Source organism: Kitasatospora sp. NPDC001175, assembly GCF_053598215.1.
The window spans coordinates 1-16,453 of the sequence record NZ_JBSFJU010000068.1; the positions used below are offsets into that span (position 1 = coordinate 1).

The 16,453-nt window shown below is 71.7% G+C and carries 14 protein-coding genes and 2 pseudogenes; 11 read left to right on the plus strand and 5 right to left on the minus strand.

All coding sequences use genetic code 11. The features are described from left to right. Positions 1–130: 130 nt before the first annotated feature. The gene (locus ACWDAK_RS32990; RefSeq protein ID WP_427395598.1) at positions 131–2,596 is read left to right on the plus strand and encodes a hypothetical protein; all 2,466 of its coding nucleotides are present in this window, start codon (positions 131–133) and stop codon (positions 2,594–2,596) included. A 150-nt stretch (positions 2,597–2,746) separates the two neighbouring features. Beyond that, positions 2,747–3,238 carry a GNAT family N-acetyltransferase gene (locus ACWDAK_RS32995; RefSeq protein WP_427395599.1) on the plus strand — a complete coding sequence of 164 codons (492 nt, stop codon included), beginning with the start codon at positions 2,747–2,749 and terminating at the stop codon, positions 3,236–3,238. Here ACWDAK_RS32995 and ACWDAK_RS33000 read toward each other — a convergent pair. Further along, positions 3,230–3,520, minus strand: a complete 291-nt coding sequence (locus tag ACWDAK_RS33000; protein WP_344638930.1) for a hypothetical protein — start codon at positions 3,518–3,520, stop codon at positions 3,230–3,232. The genes ACWDAK_RS32995 and ACWDAK_RS33000 overlap by 9 nt on opposite strands. Before the next feature lie 452 nt (positions 3,521–3,972). Here ACWDAK_RS33000 and ACWDAK_RS33005 point away from each other — a divergent pair, with 452 nt between their 5' ends. The 3 genes from ACWDAK_RS33005 (at position 3,973) to ACWDAK_RS33015 (ending at position 7,414) form a co-directional block, all read left to right on the plus strand. After that, on the plus strand, positions 3,973–4,254 hold the full coding sequence (locus ACWDAK_RS33005; RefSeq protein WP_427395600.1) for a hypothetical protein: 282 nt from the start codon (positions 3,973–3,975) through the stop codon (positions 4,252–4,254). A 31-nt stretch (positions 4,255–4,285) separates the two neighbouring features. Then, positions 4,286–5,581 (plus strand): MFS transporter, encoded by a 1,296-nt coding sequence (locus ACWDAK_RS33010; protein WP_427395601.1) that lies wholly within the window; start codon positions 4,286–4,288, stop codon positions 5,579–5,581. A gap of 504 nt (positions 5,582–6,085) precedes the next feature. Further along, positions 6,086–7,414 carry a cryptochrome/photolyase family protein gene (locus tag ACWDAK_RS33015; RefSeq protein WP_427395602.1) on the plus strand — a complete coding sequence of 443 codons (1,329 nt, stop codon included), beginning with the start codon at positions 6,086–6,088 and terminating at the stop codon, positions 7,412–7,414. Positions 7,415–7,560: 146 nt separating this feature from the next. On the opposite strand, the pseudogene ACWDAK_RS33020 reads toward ACWDAK_RS33015, so the two are convergent. Continuing rightward, a pseudogene (locus ACWDAK_RS33020) lies at positions 7,561–7,827 on the minus strand (GNAT family N-acetyltransferase); the annotation flags it as partial. Between ACWDAK_RS33020 and ACWDAK_RS33025 the strand changes: the two are divergent. Next, positions 7,826–7,984: a hypothetical protein gene (locus ACWDAK_RS33025; RefSeq protein WP_427395603.1), complete on the plus strand. Its 159-nt coding sequence runs from the start codon at positions 7,826–7,828 to the stop codon at positions 7,982–7,984. The pseudogene ACWDAK_RS33020 and the gene ACWDAK_RS33025 sit on opposite strands and share 2 nt — an antisense overlap. Positions 7,985–8,270: 286 nt before the next feature. Next, positions 8,271–9,413, plus strand: coding sequence for an amidase domain-containing protein (locus ACWDAK_RS33030; protein WP_427395604.1), 1,143 nt, complete (start codon positions 8,271–8,273; stop codon positions 9,411–9,413). Between the two features lie 147 nt (positions 9,414–9,560). Here the strand turns inward: ACWDAK_RS33030 and ACWDAK_RS33035 are convergent, their stop codons facing one another. Then, complete coding sequence (locus ACWDAK_RS33035; RefSeq protein ID WP_427395605.1) at positions 9,561–10,589, minus strand: alpha/beta fold hydrolase; 1,029 nt, start codon at positions 10,587–10,589, stop codon at positions 9,561–9,563. A 180-nt stretch (positions 10,590–10,769) separates the two neighbouring features. Here ACWDAK_RS33035 and ACWDAK_RS33040 point away from each other — a divergent pair, with 180 nt between their 5' ends. Beyond that, entirely contained in the window at positions 10,770–11,378 is a 609-nt protein-coding gene (locus tag ACWDAK_RS33040; protein ID WP_425557770.1) for a helix-turn-helix domain-containing protein, read from the plus strand. 347 nt (positions 11,379–11,725) lie between these two features. Here the strand turns inward: ACWDAK_RS33040 and ACWDAK_RS33045 are convergent, their stop codons facing one another. Further along, positions 11,726–12,301, minus strand: a complete 576-nt coding sequence (locus ACWDAK_RS33045) for a CGNR zinc finger domain-containing protein (protein WP_427395606.1) — start codon at positions 12,299–12,301, stop codon at positions 11,726–11,728. A gap of 90 nt (positions 12,302–12,391) precedes the next feature. Between ACWDAK_RS33045 and ACWDAK_RS33050 the strand changes: the two genes are divergently transcribed. Both ACWDAK_RS33050 and ACWDAK_RS33055 read left to right on the plus strand, forming a co-directional pair. Further along, positions 12,392–13,717 (plus strand): MFS transporter, encoded by a 1,326-nt coding sequence (locus ACWDAK_RS33050; RefSeq protein WP_427395607.1) that lies wholly within the window; start codon positions 12,392–12,394, stop codon positions 13,715–13,717. A gap of 196 nt (positions 13,718–13,913) precedes the next feature. After that, positions 13,914–15,185: a competence protein CoiA family protein gene (locus tag ACWDAK_RS33055; protein WP_344638921.1), complete on the plus strand. Its 1,272-nt coding sequence runs from the start codon at positions 13,914–13,916 to the stop codon at positions 15,183–15,185. A 179-nt stretch (positions 15,186–15,364) separates the two neighbouring features. Here the strand turns inward: ACWDAK_RS33055 and ACWDAK_RS33060 are convergent. Beyond that, positions 15,365–15,499, minus strand: a pseudogene (locus tag ACWDAK_RS33060) (ArsR/SmtB family transcription factor); the annotation flags it as partial. A gap of 328 nt (positions 15,500–15,827) precedes the next feature. On the opposite strand from ACWDAK_RS33060, the gene ACWDAK_RS33065 reads away from it, so the two are divergent. After that, entirely contained in the window at positions 15,828–16,355 is a 528-nt protein-coding gene (locus ACWDAK_RS33065; protein WP_344638963.1) for a DinB family protein, read from the plus strand. Positions 16,356–16,453: the final 98 nt, after the last annotated feature.

Sequence of the window (16,453 nt, forward strand, 5' to 3'; positions counted from 1 at the left end):
CGTCCAACTCCACCTCCTCGAACTCCTCGGCATCGAAGTCACCCGAACCCGCTGGCCACAGACCTGAAACGGTGACCTGCGAAGTACGGGGCTAGCGTCCTGCCGTACCTGGAAAGTGAGGAGTCGGCAGGTGGGGGAGATCAAGCGCGTCGCGATCGCGGCCGCGTACCAGCTGGCGGAGCCGTCGATGATCGACGTGCTGATGGAGCGGCTGCGTGACGAGACGCTGGACGTGCTGAGCCACGAGTACGAGTTGTCGCCCCGGCTGACGGACGCCGTCATCGCCTCCGGCGACCGGGCCCTGCAGGTCGCGCTGGCGGCGAACTCCTCCGGTGCGCCCGGTATGCGCAAGGCGCACCTGCGCCTGGCGCGCCTGGGCGATCCCGGGGTCGGTCGCGCGCTGTACAAGGCGAAGCGGTGGGCCGACAGCTCGCATCGGATCCGGGCCGCCGTGCTGGCCGCCGCCGATCCGGCGGATCCGGCGTGGCGTGCGTCGGGCGGACTGGTCGAGGAACTCCTCAGCCCCTCGGCCCGGCACGTGCTACGGCCGGCGCTGCGGGCGCCGTTCCCGGAGCTGGTCGTGCGCGCTCTGGGCGAACACGGCCGGAGCCTGCCGAGGGGGATGGTGCTGGCCTCCTGCCGGGACGTGCTCGCCCACGGCGGCCGCGACGGGCTCGCGGCGCTCGCGGACCACCTCGCCGAGCGGGACGAGCTGGGCCACCCGGGGCTCGTCGAGCTGCTGCGCCGGGCCGCGGCCGATCCGGACCCGGCGGCCGTGCTGCACGGTGAGCCCTCGGCGACCGACGAGATCACGGCGGAGGTTCGCACCGGTCCGATGTGGAACCTGCCGCAGGACACCGCGGTCGACTGGGACGAGGTGCGGGCCGAGCACCGCCGCCACCCGTTCTCGGTCGACGCGATCATGACCCTCAACCGGCTGCCCGGCTGCCCGCCGGAGTTGGCGGTCGAGGGATTCCGGGCCGATCCGGCCGGGACGATGGCCAGGGGCACCGGTCCGCTGCCGCCGTCGGTGCTGATCGAGCCGGATCTCGCCCTTGACATGCCCGGCTACCGCCTGAGGCAGGCTCTCACCACCGGTCTGACCGAGGGTTGGCTGCCGTGCGCGTGGGTGCTGTCCGAGGTGCGGCCCGCGGCCCTCGCGCTGAGCGTCATGCCCACGGCCGGCACGGCTGGCGAGGATACCCGCGCGGCGGTCCGCGAACTGGTCGCCCCGCTCGGGGCCGAGCCGGCCGCCTGGATCGCGCTCTACCGGCGGGTCAGCCGGTTCCAGGGCACGGCCACCGCCCTGGTGGCCGCCGCCTGCGCCGAGGCCGGCTGCGGTGCGACAGCTTCCTGGCCCCGTCCGCTCAAGGCGGCCTTCCCCTCCCGGGAGCCGGAGGACGCCCGCCGGATCTTCCAGCTCCTGTTCGAACATGCCGAGCAGGACGCACAGGAGAGCCTCATCCCCTTCCTCGACGAACGGGCGATCCAGCACCTGCTCGTCTTCAGCCGCCCCGCGCGGCGGATCCGCGACCGGATCACCGCCGTCCACGGCAGGTCCGTACAGATCGCCCACGCCTCCCGCTGGGACCTCCCGAAGGAAGACGTCGAGGAGTTGCTGGAGCTCGACGACCCCGAGGTGAACGCGAAGCTCTACCTGTACGGGGCGATCGCCTTCGAGGAGCGGGTGCGGATCCTCGCCGGCCGGGGCCGTGGCGACGGCCAAGTCCCCGTCGCGCCCCAGCTCCTGGCCGACCTCGTCGAGGTCAAGGCCGCCCATCGCCGCGACTGGCTGACCGCCGGTCACCTCTCCGGCGATCCCGGGGTACTGAGGGCGACGCTCAGCAGGTGCAGGCTGCACACGGAGGGCGGCCGGCTGCGCACCCTGATCCACCTGTGGGAGCGGCACGGGCCGCAGGAGGTGGAGGCCTTCCTGGACGAACAGCACTTCCCGGGCCGCCGCAACTCCAGCCACCCGCTACCCGCCAGTACGCACCGGGGCGTACGGAAGGCGCTGGCCGCGCCCGACGGGTTGGCCGTGCTCCGCTCCCTGCTGGCGGCCGAGGAGGCACCGGAGCGGCTGGTGGCGCTGCTGCGCAGGACCGCCGCCGGCTCCGTCGCGGACCGGGTGCGCCACCTGGTGGCGGAGGGCACCCGACTGCCCTGGCCGCAGCTGATGTCCGCCCACACCGCCGAGCCGCTGCCCGGCGCCCAGCTGGCGGCTCTGGCCTCCGCGCCGGACTGCCCCCGGACCCTCCTCGTCGAGGCACTGCGCGCGCAGCCCCTCGCGCCCCGCGCCGAGGGGATGGACTGGCTGCCCCGGGCTCTCGACGACGGCCGGCTGACCACCGGCGACGTCCTCCGGCATGCCCAGCCGGCTTCCGCGGTGGTGGCCTTCCTCACCGCGACGGACATCAACTCCCGTCCGGCCAGGCCACGTTGGCGGCCACCTCACCGTGAGGCGGCGCGGCTCCTCCGGAGCCACCTGGGCGCCGATCCTCAGGCGTGGGCGTCCGCCCTCCGCCTGCTCCCCGACTTCACCGGCTCCCTCCCCGAACTCCTCACCGCCGCCGCCCGCCGACCCGGAACCGCCTGACACCTCGTCGGCACGCCAGAGCCAGTATTGCTCGCCGCTTGTCCGCCTCCGGTGGCTCGCGCTCTGCCGGTCTGCGCCAAGGCAGTTCGCACCCCGGCGGGCGGCGCCGGTCGGGGCCTCGCCACTCGGCCGCCCCGTACGCTGTCGCACATGGTGAAGTTGGAGCAGCTCCGGGCGGACCACGCGGACGTCCTGCTGGTGTTCGAGCAGGAGAACCGGGAGTACTTCGCACGGTCCGTGCCGGATCGCGGGGACGCGTACTTCGCCGAGTTCGCCTCCCGGCTCCGCGCCCTGCTCGCCGAACAGGACGCGGGGCTTTGCCACTTCCACGTCGTCGTGGACGACCAGGGGGAGTTGATCGGCCGGGTCAACCTCGTGGACGTCGCGGAAGGGACAGCCGAACTCGGCTACCGGATCGGCGAGCGAGCCGCGGGCCGGGGCGCGGCGACGGCCGCGGTCGAGGAGGTGTGCCGGCTGGCTGTCGTGGCGTACCGGCTCTCCGTGCTCACTGCGGTCACCACCCTCGACAATCCGGCGTCCATGGCCGTCCTCAGGCGCAACGGGTTCACGCCGACGGGGGACATCAGCATCGGTGGGCGCCCGGGCATCCGGTACCGGCGCCCGCTCGCCGTCTCACGCTGACCGCCGACGGCCGGAGCGCACCCGATCAGGCCGCACTCCGAACGGCCAGGTCCGCCAGCCGGTCGGTCGCGCTACGAGGGTCGCGTCCAGCGCTTCGGGCGGGACGACCTCGTCGCACAGCAGCAGGACCGGCGGGCCGGTTACCTCGACCTGCTCACTGAAGAAGATCGTTTGCTGTGCCATCCGGCTTCCGGCCACCCGGCCCAGCAGCAGGTTCGCGGGCGGGGTTGTGCCCGCGGTGAGCGCGGGCGGGGAGAAGCAGGCGTCGACTCCGGCGATCACTCGGTCGAGAACGAGCGCGCCTGGGTGGGCTCGTTCCCGAGTCGCAGAGTCAGCGTCAACTAGCGCCAATTCACGGCTATCTGATACTGTCTCGGTCGAATCCTCGAGATGCCCGGGCTGATTTCCCGAGGCGCCGCGTGCGATGGGCTGCACAGCCCCATCCGTCCTTGGCGACTGCGCAGGCGAGCACATGTGAAGCCCGGCCCACCGCCATGCCGGCTTCGCCATGTCCCGCACCGACGGGAGCGAGGCCGGCGGACGTGCACCGGAGTTTCCCGGAGCACGGGAAGCCATGGTCGTCTCCGGACGACATCCCATCGCCTGCCGCCCGGTGGGTCTCGACCGTTCCACCCTCGGGGAGTTTCCGGCCCGGCTGGCCGCCGTGGCGGCACGGCGGCGCGGGCGGCGAGGGCGAGGACGCCCGGATCGCCGCGATCGTTTCGTCCGCCGGGATGGAGCGGCTCGCGTCGGCCGCTGCGGCAGAGGTCCCCGACGTCTCCGGGAGTGCGGACCTCGACCTCGAACGGCGGGTCGTTGTCCTGGGCGTGCATCAGGTCGAGGGGCTGGAGTTCGACTCCGTCGTGGTGGCCGGCCCCCAGGGGATGTCGGACGCCCCTCCACGGGGGTTCGGCGACCTCTGCGCGGCGTTGACCCGGATCGGCCGGCGCCTGCACATCCTGCATTCCGGACCGGTGCCGAATGTGCTGAAACACCTTTCTCGGTACGGCCATTGACAGCAAATCGGCATTGTGTCTATAAACTCGTATGACTTCACAGTCTCAGTCACAGAAAGACATCGATGATGAAGCGTCAACACCTCCCCAGGAAGGCCCGCTCCGTGGCATTAACGGATTCCGCTATTTCTGGTCGTCCCGCGTGGTATCCGGTCTCGGGTCCGCCGTCACCACCGTCGCCCTGCCCGTCCTGATCTTCCAGGAGAGCAGGTCCCCGCTGCTGGTCTCCCTGGTCTCAGCCGCCGGCACCCTGCCCTACCTGGCCTTCGGCCTGATCGCCGGCACGGTCGCGGACCGGGTGGACCGGCGGGCCCTGATGATCGTGACCGACTGGCTCAATGCCCTCTGCCTGGGCTCCATTCCGCTGGCCTGGGCCATGGGAGTGCTGACCGCCAGTCATGTCCTGGCGGTGGCGCTATTGTCGGCCAGCCTTTCCCTCTTTTTCGACGCCGGGGTGTACGGATTCGTCCCGGAGGTCGTCGGAAAGGAGAATCTGGCCCGGGCTAACAGTGCGATTTACGGCGCGGAAACGGTGGTAAGGATCGCCGGCAACGCCCTGGCGGGCGGACTCATCCTGCTGCTCCGGCCCGGTGGCACACTGGCACTCGACGCCGCGTCCTTCGCCGCCTCCGCCCTCCTCCTCCGGGCCATCGCCCACACCACGCCCAGCTCCGCGCCCTCGGCGGCCAGGCGGCCGGGACTCCGGGAGTCCGTCAGGGAGGGGCTCCGCTTCCTGTACGGCCACCCCACGCTGCGGGTCCTGACGGTGGTCGGCACCCTCCAGTCGTTCTCCGGCGGTGCCATCGTCGGGCAGCTGGTCGTCTTCGCCGACCGGGTGCTGGGCATCCACGGATCCGACGGGCGGATCGGCCTGCTCTACATGGCCTGGAGTGCCGGAGGCATCGGCGGATCGCTGCTGCTGCCCCGGCTGCGGCGCCGCTTCGACGCCTACCCGCTGCTGCTGTGGGTGCTGCCCGTCGGGGCTCTGCTCGGCCTTCTCGTCGTCCTCACCTCCGACTGGCGCGTCGCGCTCGTGGCGCTGACGGCGTGGGGATCGGCGTACCTCGTGGTCCTGGTGAACACGATGACCTACTCCCAGGAGGTCACCCCGCCCGAGCTCCAGGGCCGGGTCAACACCACCCGCCGGATGCTCTCCTCGGGTCTGGGTGTCCCGCTCGGCGCGCTGGTGGCCAGCACCGTCACGGTACGCGTCGGCATCCAGGCCGGAATGGCCACTGCCGCCGTCGCGACCGCCCTGGCCGCGGTGATCGTGTGGGCGGTACGGCTGCTCCGGCTGCTGAGGCCGTCGGAGTCGGCCCAGGCGTAGCCGGCGCCGCGGGCCCGCCCGGCCCGGCCGCCGGGCAGGGCCGGCCCGCACACCGGGCCGCGGCCGCCCGTCGGTGTCCATCCCCGCCACTGGCGGTGAATTCCCTTGTTTTGTCGGCGAGTTGGGCGAAGCTGATCCCACTCGTCATGGCGACCAGCGTGTAGGACAGGAGTGGTCCGCCCAGGCGTCGGACCACCTCGTACAGCGACTCCGCGCTCTGCTCGGCCACCCAGTCCGGGCTCGGGCACGACACCCCCGAGCGCGAGTCGCCGAGTTCGCAACTCCGGTCGGCACCCGGGCGGTACGGTTGCGGCAGCCCCGTGCTGACGACCTCCCTGCCGGCCTCCGGCAGCGGCAGACCGATGCCTGGACGCCGGTCGACCTCGACCGGAGCCGACCGGGAGGCGTACGCGCTCAGCACCGGCGCCCACCTGGCACTCCCGCCCGAAGCCGCCGACCCCGACCCACCCCTCCCGTACCGACGAGCACCCTGGCCGGATTCCCATGACCGTCTCCATCGCCCTGCTCACCCAGGACCTGCGACTGCACGACAACCCCGTACTGCGCGCCGCCTGCCACGAAGCCGACGAGGTCGTACCGCTGTTCGTCCTCGACCCCGACATCGAAGCCGCAGGCTTCGCGGCTCCCAACCGGCTGGCCTTCCTCGCGGACTGCCTCACCGATCTGGACGGATCACTCCGGCGGATCGGAGGCGGGCTCGTGCTGCGCCGAGGCCGCTCGGCGACCGAGACCGCGAGGCTGGCCGACGAACTCGGCGCGGGTTCGGTACACGTCGCGGCGGGAGTGAGCGCCTTCGCCGGGCGCCGCGAGCGCGAGTTGCGCCGGCACCTGGGCGACCGCCTGCACGTCCACGACGAATCGCTCACCGTCGTCCCGCCCGGTGAGCTCACTCCGGCCGGCAAGGACCACTACGCCGTCTTCACCCCGTACTTCCGTGTCTGGCTGCAGGCCGGCGAACGCCCGCCCCACCGTGCGCCGGTGGCCCTGCGAACGCCCGCCGGGATCGCGAGCGAACCCGTCCCCCGGGTGAAGCCCGACTCTCCCGGCCTGCCGGAGGGCGGCGAGTCGGCCGGGCGGCGGCTGTGGCGGGCCTGGAACGTCGACCGGTACGAGGAACTGCACGACGACCTCGCCGCCGACGCGACGTCACGGCTCTCGCCCTACCTCCACTTCGGCTGCCTGTCCGCCACCGAGCTCGCCCGGCTCGCCGAACGTCAGGGCGGGCCGGGCGCCGAGGCGTTCGTCCGGCAGCTGGCATGGCGGGACTTCCACCACCAGGTGCTCGCCGCCCGGCCGCAGTCGGCCTGGACGGACTACCGCGCCAAGCGGGACCGCTGGTGGAACGACGAACTCGAGGCCGAGGCCTGGCGCCGGGGCCGCACCGGTTTCCCGATCGTGGACGCCGGCATGCGCCAACTCGCCCACGAGGGCTGGATGCACAACCGCGCCCGCCTGGTGACGGCATCGTTCCTGGCCAAGACGCTCTACCAGGACTGGCGGATCGGTGCCCGTCACTTCCTCGCCCTGCTGGTCGACGGCGACATCGCCAACAACCAGCTCAACTGGCAGTGGGTGGCCGGTACCGGGACCGACACCCGCCCCAACCGGATCCTCAACCCGCTCGCCCAGGCGGACCGCCTGGACCCCGACGGGGCCTACGTCCGCCGATGGGTCCCCGAACTCGCCGACCTTCCGGGCCGAACTGTCCACCGGCCCTGGAAGCTGGCGCGGACCCCCGGTGGGTACCCGCAACCGATCATCGACCCCACGGACATCTCGACCCGCCTCCGTACCGCGCGCGGCCTGGACTGACCACACGTCAAGGGCGTGTGCAGCAGGGCCGGCCATCCGCCGTCAGGTCCGGGTGCGCCGCTGCCGGTGGCACCCTCCGGCATCGGCGCGCTGATCCGGCGCACTCCCAGGGCCCGCAGCCGCCGCTCCAGCTCCGTGAGAAGGGAGCTGCCGATCCCGCGACTGCGCCAGCGGGCGGCCAGCGCCACCAGGATCACCCAGGCGCGCTCGGCCTGCGCCTGGGCCACGGCCACGCCCACCAGCTCGTCACCGACCACCGCGACCACGGCGGGCTGGCGCGCTCGCGCGGCGGCCATCACCTCGGAGACGGGGAAGACCGGGAGCGGTTCCTCGCTCAGACGGCTCTGGTCCCAGATCTCGATCGCCTGATCGAGATCGTCGTCGTGGAAATCCCGCAACCGCCAAGCCGGCATGGCCACCTCCTCGCCCACCGCCGCCAGGATCCCACCAGCCGCCGAAGACGGCGACCACTCGCCCCGCGTCGGCTTCGCCAGGCTCTCTGCGATGCCCCGGAAGCTCGGTGGCGACGCTCCGCTGACCGCAATCACCCTGGTCGCCATCCGTGCCTGAACCATGACTACGGGTGACTCATCGCCCCTGCCGGCGCGTCGCCCGGGAACGGTCGGTGAGCCGAGAGTCCGGGCGTGCGGGGCCCGTACGGCACGGAGTGTGGCGCTGCATCGTAGGGCGCTCCGCATGCCGACAAGTTCTCCATGGCTGCCCGGCTCCGCAGGTGCCGATTGACAGACGGTCATCAATTTATCGGTTTGGATGGTTTTCGGGCGAAGACCCCCGAAAAGATGCGAAGATTCCCCTGCCCGGCCAGAGCTGACCGGGCGTTAGGGGAGATAACCACGTGAGGCGAACCATATTGAGCTCCGCTGTGGGCGTTGCGGTGACGGCGGTCCTGTCGGCCGCATCGCTCCCGTCGGCCTCGGCCTCGGCCTCGGCCGCGGATGCGGCCGGGACTGGCGGGACGGCGGACAAGGCGACCGTCGCGTCCTTCCAGCGGATGACCCAGGCCGTCCTGGGCCAGCGGACGGCAGCGCTCCTGGACACGGCCCCGGCGCGGCGCGAAGCCCTGCGGTCCGACGCGCGCGTCGGCCTGGCGGCCGGCCTGGCGCGGGCCGAGGACACCGCGGTCTCCTCGTTGCGGGACCGCAAGGCGCGACTGGCGGCCGCGGGGGAGGCGTACGGCGCCGGCAACACCCAGGTCTCCGTGGACAAGGTCAAGATCAGCGGCGGGCGGGCCGATGTCGAGGTCACCGAGACCACGACCCTGACCTACAAGAACGCCCACGGTAGCGAGCCCGCGACGACCGGCTTCCAGGCACACCACAACGTGACCTTCGCCGCCTCCCACGGGCGTTGGGAACTGACGGCCATCAAGAGCGAGGATGCCGGCGCCCCCGCGGTCAACGAGCCCGCCGCACCCGTGGCGAATCCCGTGGACGCCGATCCTCCGGAGGGGGCCCCTGCCGCCACCTCCTGGCCGGCGGCGGCGCGCCCGAAGACCGCAGGGAGCAGCGGGTACAACTACGCGGCCATGGCGGCGTACGCGGAGAAGTACTGGAACAACTACAACCCCGCCTACCCGCACTACAACGGCGCCGGCGGGGACTGCACCAACTTCATCAGCCAGTCGCTGAAGGCGGGCGGCTGGAAGGACGCCCCCGGTGCCGACTCGGACTACCACAGCTGGTGGTCCAGCTCCTCGGGCCAGAGCTGGTCCTGGGTGGGCGTCAACGAGTGGTCCTGGTTCGCGCTCTCCAGCAAGCGGGTGACGAACCTGGCGAACGTCTACCAGCTGGGCGTCGGCGACATCCTGCAGATGGACTTCGACCGTGACGGTTCCAAGGACCACTCCATGATCGTCACGTACCGGAGCCCGAGCGGCATGCCGTACGTGACCTACCACTCGAACAACACCTACCGCAGGTCGGTGGCGAGCCTGGTGATGTCCAACCCGAACGCGGTGTACTTCGCCTACCGCACCTGACGGTCGGTGCCGCAGGCCCTGCCGTCCGCGTCTGTGACGAGCGGACGGCGGGGCCTGCATAACCGCCTGTGACCGGCGGTGGGACCCGTTCCAGCCTGTTCCCGCGCCGACTTCCCGGCCCTCCAGACCGACTGACGGCGGGTCGGTCTACAGGATCACCTCAGTGTGGGCTTTGCAGGCATCTTGGCCGGACCTCTGGAGGGTGGCGAGCCAGTCGGTCAGCAGGCGGTTGACCTCCTCGGGCCGCTCCTGCTGGATCCAGTGGCCGCAGCCGTCCAGGAGGTGGGAGGCGGACAGGGCGGGCATGGTGGCGGGGTGGGCGTCGATGGCATCGGCCATCCAGGTGGTGGAGGCGTCCAGGGCACCGCCGATGAACAGGGACGGCTGCGTGATCGGGGCTCCGCGGTGCGGGGCGAGGTCTTCCCAGTCGCGGTCCATGTTGCGGTAGCGGTTGAGGGCGCCGGTCAAGCCGGTGCGCTCGAACTCCCCGGCGTAGACGTCGAGGTCGTCCTCGCTCAGCCAGGCAGGGAGCGTGCCGGCGGGGAAGCGGTCGCGCAGCCGGCCGCCGCGGGCGACGAAGTGCGGGTCGGGTTCGCCCTGGGCGGGCATGGTGTCGGCGGACAGGGCCGCGTAGAAGCCCGCGAGCCAGCCCCGGACGTCGGGCTCGATCTCCGCCTCGGCACGGCCGGGCTCCTGGAAGTAGGAGACGTAGAACTCCTGCTCGGGGCCGCCGATCTGGCCGAAGACGTCGGTGGGGCGGGGCCCGCCGGGCGGCGCGTAGGGGACGCTCAGCAGGGTGACGGCGCGGAAGACCTCGGGGTGGAGCACGGCGGAGGCGGCGGCGATGTTGGAGCCCCAGTCGTGGCCGACGACCACCGCGCTCTCCTCGCCGAGGGCGCGCACGACGGCGACGTTGTCCTCCACCAGGTCGAGCATCCGGTAGGCGTCGCTCGCGGCGGGCTTGGAGGAGCGGCCGTAGCCGCGCACGTCGATCGCCACCGCCCGGTAGCCGGCTGCGGCGAGGGCCGGGAGCTGGTGGCGCCAGGAGTACCAGGACTCGGGGAAGCCGTGCACGAGCAGGACCAGCGGGCCGGCGCCCTGCTCGACCAGGTGCAGGCGCCCGGCCGGGGCCTCGACGGTGCGGTGGCGGAGTTCGGCGGACGGCTCGGGTTGCATGGGCTTCTCCTCGGTTCGCGGGCGGACGCGGGTACCCGTCGATCATGCGGCGCGGCGGCCGTCCGACGCGATCAGCGTTGCCATTCTGACAAACTTGCAGGAAGGGGCCAGGTCATCACGGCCGGAGAGGAACAGGGCGAAGTGGCGGACGACGACGGCATAGTGGACAAGCTGGCGGCGATGGGCCCTCGGCTGCGGACCGTGCGCGAGCACCGCGGTGCGACGCTCAACGGCGTCGGCCGGGCGACCGGCATCTCGCCGAGCACGCTGTCGCGGATCGAGACCGGCCGCCGCAAGCCCACCCTGGAAGTGCTGCTGCAGCTGGCGAAGGAGTACGGCGTCTCCCTGGACGAGCTGGCCGGCACCGCACCCGCGACGGTGCCCCGGCCTTCCGCGCTGCGGCGTTTCGGCGACGACAAGGCGGTGCTGCCGCTGACCCGGTACGTCGGCGGCCTCCACGCCCACAAGCACGTCCTGCCCGCCGTCGAGGAGCCGCCCGGGCGGCCGCGGCAGATCTCCCACGACGGCTACGAATGGCTGTGCGTCCTGTACGGGCGGCTGTGGCTCGCGCTCGGCGACCAGGACCTCGTCCTGACCGCCGGGGACGTCGCCGAGTTCGACACCCGCACCCCGCACGGAGTCGCGAATGCCGGCCCCGGCGGACCGGTCGAGTACCTGATCATGTTCGGGCCCCAGGGTGAGCGCCTACGGCCGCGCACCCCTCCAGCCGCTGGTCGCGGGGCACACCAGCCAAATCGCGGCCGGGCCGGTCACCAGACACAGCCGTGAGATCCGGAACTCGTCCCAACATGGGCTTGATTCGCTTTGGCGGACACTCCTGACCAGGGGGTACGGTCCCGGTGAGGATGATGTCCATCATGGAGAGCCGTGCGTTCGCCGCGCGGGGCGACGGGGTAGTGCTCGTCGGCGATCTGTGGACTGCCTGGGGTCGAGCGCGGATGGCAGGCGGCCTCGATCGTGCTTCGATCACCGCGCCGGAGCCGTCCAGCGCGTGGCAGGCGGCGTCGCAGGCCGCGCCGCGTGCGTCGGCGGCCAGGCCGCTGCCGGTAACTCTCGGGCCGTACGCTTGAATCAGCGGCAGAACCGAGCCGGGTCGATGGGGGATTGGCAGCCGTTCAGAACCGTTCCTTTGCGGGAGAGGGCCTCCGCTCCGCCTGCTTGCGACGGCGGTGCTCCGCGACGCGTGCGCGGGACGCGCAGGTGGTGGAGCAGTAGCGGCGAGGGCTGCCGGAGCCGATGCCGAGATAGAAGTTCCGGCAGTTCGGCGCCGCGCATGCGCCCCAGGTGATGCGGCCGTGTTCGCTGAGGATCTGGGCCAGGGCCAGGGCGCTGGCGGCCAGGAACCAGTCCGCCCAGCCTGCATCGTCACCGTGGTCCACGTGGAGGTGCCAGGGGTGACCGTCGTGACGGGACAGGCGGGGGGCGGCGGCATGCTCGGCCAGGAGGGCGTTGAGAGCGAGGGCGGCGCGGTCGGTGTCGGTTTCGGCCAGGGGCCCGAACATGCGGATCGCGGCGCTTCGCAGGGCCTGGGCATCCTGTTCGGAGAGCGCCGCTTCCGTCAGGTCATCCGGATGCTCGCCGTGGAGTGCGAGCAGGTCCGCGACCGCGCTGCGAGGCAGGTCGGGGTCGGAGCGCACCGCGTTGGCGATGTCGATCAGACGTTGCGAGGCCTGGAATCCCTGTTGCCGCATGGCAGTTCCTCCCGCGTTCCGCTTCTGGCGGCCCATCCTGCCGCGCGCCTAGTGTAACGTCTTGCTGAAGATTCCCGTTACATGTCAGGGGTGGACGTGCAGGGACGCGCGGGAGTGCGGCAGTACCTGGTGACGGCGTTCTGCGCGCGACTGGCCGACGAGGGCGTGGCCCTGGCCGTGGTAACGCTTGCCGTGCATCGCACCGGCGGTGCGGCGCAGGGCGCCTTCGTGCTGACGGCGTGGATGGCACCGCATGTCCTGGCCGCACCGCTGGCCGGCGCCCTGGCGGCTCGGGCACGGCGGCCCCGGCTCTTCCACACGAGCGCGCTCGGCGGCTTCGCCATGGCAATTGCCTTACTCGGGTTCGGTGTTGGCCGAATTCCCCTGCCCGTGGTGCTGGCCGTGGCGGCGGTGGGAGGCTGCTGCGGCCCGGTCGTCTCCGGTGGCATGTCCAGCCTGGTCACCCGCATCTGCCCGGCGGGCTCTGACCAGGACCGCGCCTACGCGTGGGACGCCGTCGTCTACAGTGCCGCCGCCATCGCGGGGCCCGGAGTCGCCGGACTCGCCGCCGGTCTCTCGCCCGCCGCGGCCATGTCCGTCATGTCCGTAGCCGCGGCCTGCGCCGCCGCACTGGTGGCCGTGCTGCCCCTCCACCCCGAACCCGCCCGTGACACAAGTGTGGCGATCCGGCTGCGTGGTGACTTGGCGTCAGGACTCGCGACGGTCTGGCGGTACCGGGAGCTGCGTGCCATCACCGCGGCCACGTCCCTCGCCTTCGTCGGCATCGGTGGGCTGACCACGATCGCGGTGCTCCTCGGCGAAAGCCGGAACCATCCCGAAGCAGGCGGCCTGCTCATGACCGCATTCGCAACCGGGGCCCTGGCCGGCAACGTTGCGATCGCCCGCGCGCGGCCCGCTGCACCGCCGCACCGCCTCGCCGTGCTCGGCATGCTCGGCACCGGTATCGGCCTTGCGGCAGCAGCCATCGTCCCCTTGCCCCTCGCGGCTGCGGCCTTCTTCGCGATCGCCGGCGCCTGCGACGGACTCCTGCTGACCGCCACCCTGCGGCTGCGCGCTCATCATGCTCCACCGGCCATGCGGACCCAGGTGTTCACCATCGGCGCCGGACTGAAGATCTCCGCCGCAGCCGTCGGTTCGGCCCTCGCCGGACTGGCGACCCCGAACTCCGGGCCCCGGTACCTGATCGGCATCGCCGTCCTCCAGACGGCGGCGGCACTGAGCTACCTGCTGATCCGGCGCAGCCCCCACCGCGCCGCCCGGCTCCGCATCCCGGCGCCCCGGCGGATCGGCCACAGGGCGCGGCAGCAGGGGCGCAGCCCGGGGGAGCTGACGGCCCGCGCCCGGGCGGCTGACGCGTGCAGAACCGGGGCGGTCGGATGCGACGGATCCACGTGAGCGAGAATCCCGGCATGGTGATGGCACGGCACTGGTACCCGTCGGCTCCCGTCGTGGACGCCGCGCCCGGTCCATCGGGCGCCCCACCACCAGGCGGCACTGCCGGATCGGAGCACAGTACGGTGGACTAATAGTCCAGAAATTCGACTTGTCATCACCCTGATGGACCATCAGTAGTCGCATTTATCCTCGAGCCATGGCTAATGGCGTGTTCCATACCGGATACGGCATAGAGATCAACCTGACCCTCCCGGACCTCGGGCATCCGGAGCGGCCAGGACTCCTCGAAGAGATCACCCAGCCTGTGGCCCAGCGCGACCGCGAGCTTCTCGAGTGCCTGGAACATCGCGACGGAGGCGTCTGCCGGTCAGAACTCGCGGACAAGTCCCCTTGGATGGCGATCCGGACGGTCCGGCGGAACGGCCGGCCGATCCTGCGCGCGGCCCACCTCCCGGTGACCCACAGCGCCACGCCGGAGGAGAGCGCCAAGCGGAAGGCGATGAAGGAGCGGATCGCCCGTGCCGCCGTCCGCGCGGGACTGGCTGTCGAGACGGAGGTCCGGTCGGAGAGCGGGAGCCGGGTATCCGATGTCCTCGTCACCGGGCCGGGTGGCCGGCGGATCGGCTGGGAGGCACAGTACTCGCCGATCAGCAGCGAGACCGTGCGCAGGCGCTCGCGGATCGCGGCGGACGGCGGGATCACCCCGCTGTGGGTGACGGCGTCCGACGCGGCGACGCTGATCGACCGAGCGCCCTGGGCCCGGGTCGACGACGTGCCCTGGCAGTTGATCGACTCACCCTATGAGATGGCCGTCCGGGGAGGGGTGCGGCACTTCCAGGCCTGGAAGTGCACGGTCACCAGCGAGCGGACCTGCCCCCTTCGGAACGGTGCGCACTGCGGCGAGTTCCACTTCGGCTGGGAGCTCCCGGCGCTGTGCGTCCCACCGAGGCCGGCCACCTCGATCGACCGGCTGGTCGTGGCCAGCGCGGAGGGCGAGTTCGTCGCCGTGCGGGTCCCGGACCAGTGCGATCCCCACAAGAGCATGCGGATGTGGGTCAGTTCGGCGGACCGCGACACCTGGTGGGAGATCGTCGGACCACCGCTGTCGGAGGAACGGCAGGACGGGACCGCGGTCGACGAGGAGATCACGTTCACGCACGAGGAGATCGACCGCTCCTGCCGCTACGGTGAGGAAACGCTGGCCTTCAACAGACCCCGCCCGCGCGGCGGGGACGCGAGCCTCGTCCACACCTTCCCCGAGGTCCCCGAGTTCCTGCGGCCCGTCGAGGCGGCGCCGCGTCTGCGAATCACCGATCGTGAAAGGAAGTCGGCCGCACAGCGATTGCGCTGCCCCGTGTGGGAGATCGGTCCGTGCGACCTCTGCTCCGCGCCCATCCGCCGGTACGGGACGTTCTGCGGCGTGACCTGTCGGCCGTGCCGGATGAAGGCTGCCGCCAGGACCGCGTGATCACGTTCCGTGGGCCCGTCTCCCGCAAAGCCCGTACCAGCCCGACGAGTTGCCTTGGCACCCGAGGTCCGGGCAGCTGGCGAGCCCGGGTCGAGCCGGTCGGCGCGGCGCTTCACCGCGCCGGACCGGCCGGTTGCCGGATCAGCCGCGGTGGATCACGGGGCGGTACGAGGGCGAAGTCAACGCAGAACGGCCTCCAGCAGGTCGGTGCCCAGCCGGGCGCTGGCCGACAGGTTCAGCTCGTACAGCACGTAGCGGCCACGGCGGCGGGTCGTGAGCAGGCCGGCCCGCCGCAGGACGGCCAGATGGCGAGAGCGGCCCCGGTGGTCGGATCGAGGTCGGTGTCCTGGGCTGTGTGCAACTCCTGGACGAGCTGGGCCACATCCTCCGGACGCTTGCGCAGCGTGAGGGAGGCGTGCAGTTCACGGAGGATCTGTTCGGCGGTGGGCAACGACATGCGGCACACCCTGTCATCGCCCCGATCGGACCTCCACCGGTTTTCGGGCCGCTGTCCGTGGCCGCTCTCTGCGTCTCAGCGCCGAGCGGACCGGAGGAGGAGGCCTTGGCCTCGGACCGGACACCGAACCAGGTAGGACCGTGCGGCAGTTGGCGCTTCAGCAAGGCGGCGGGCAGGATGACGGTATGACATGGATGGCACCGCCCGTCGAGCGGACCACGCAACTGGCCGACCTGGCTACCGTATCCGAGCGGCAGATGTTGGAAGGCTGGCTGAGCTGGCATCGGGAGACCCTGCTGGCCAAGTGCGCCGGGCTTGAGCCCACTCAGTTGGCGCTGACGACCGTGGAGCCCTCGAACCTGACCCTCCTCGGCTTGGTCCGGCACATGGCGGAGGTGGAGCGGTGGTGGTTCCGACGGAGCTTCGCGGGCGAGACCATCGGGGATGTCTTCACCGGTCCGTCGGATGGCGACGAGGGACTCGAGGGGGTCGACGAGGCCGATGCGGAGCGGGACTTCGGACTCTTCCGAACCGAGGTCGAAGCGTGTGACGCCGCAGCAGCCGGGCGCGGCCTGGACGAGACGTTCACCTCCTCCCGAGGCGTATCCCTCAGCCTGCGCTGGGTCTACATGATGATGATCCAGGAGTACGCCCGGCACAACGGTCACGCCGACTTCCTACGGGAACGGACCGACGGTGTGACGGGTGACTGAGCCGCACGACCTCTGCGGCCTTCTCATACGGAAGTGCCGGCCTGGTAGTCGCTCCTCGCGTTCTGCCCGGCGTCCCGCGCGTGGCCGCCGACTGTCAG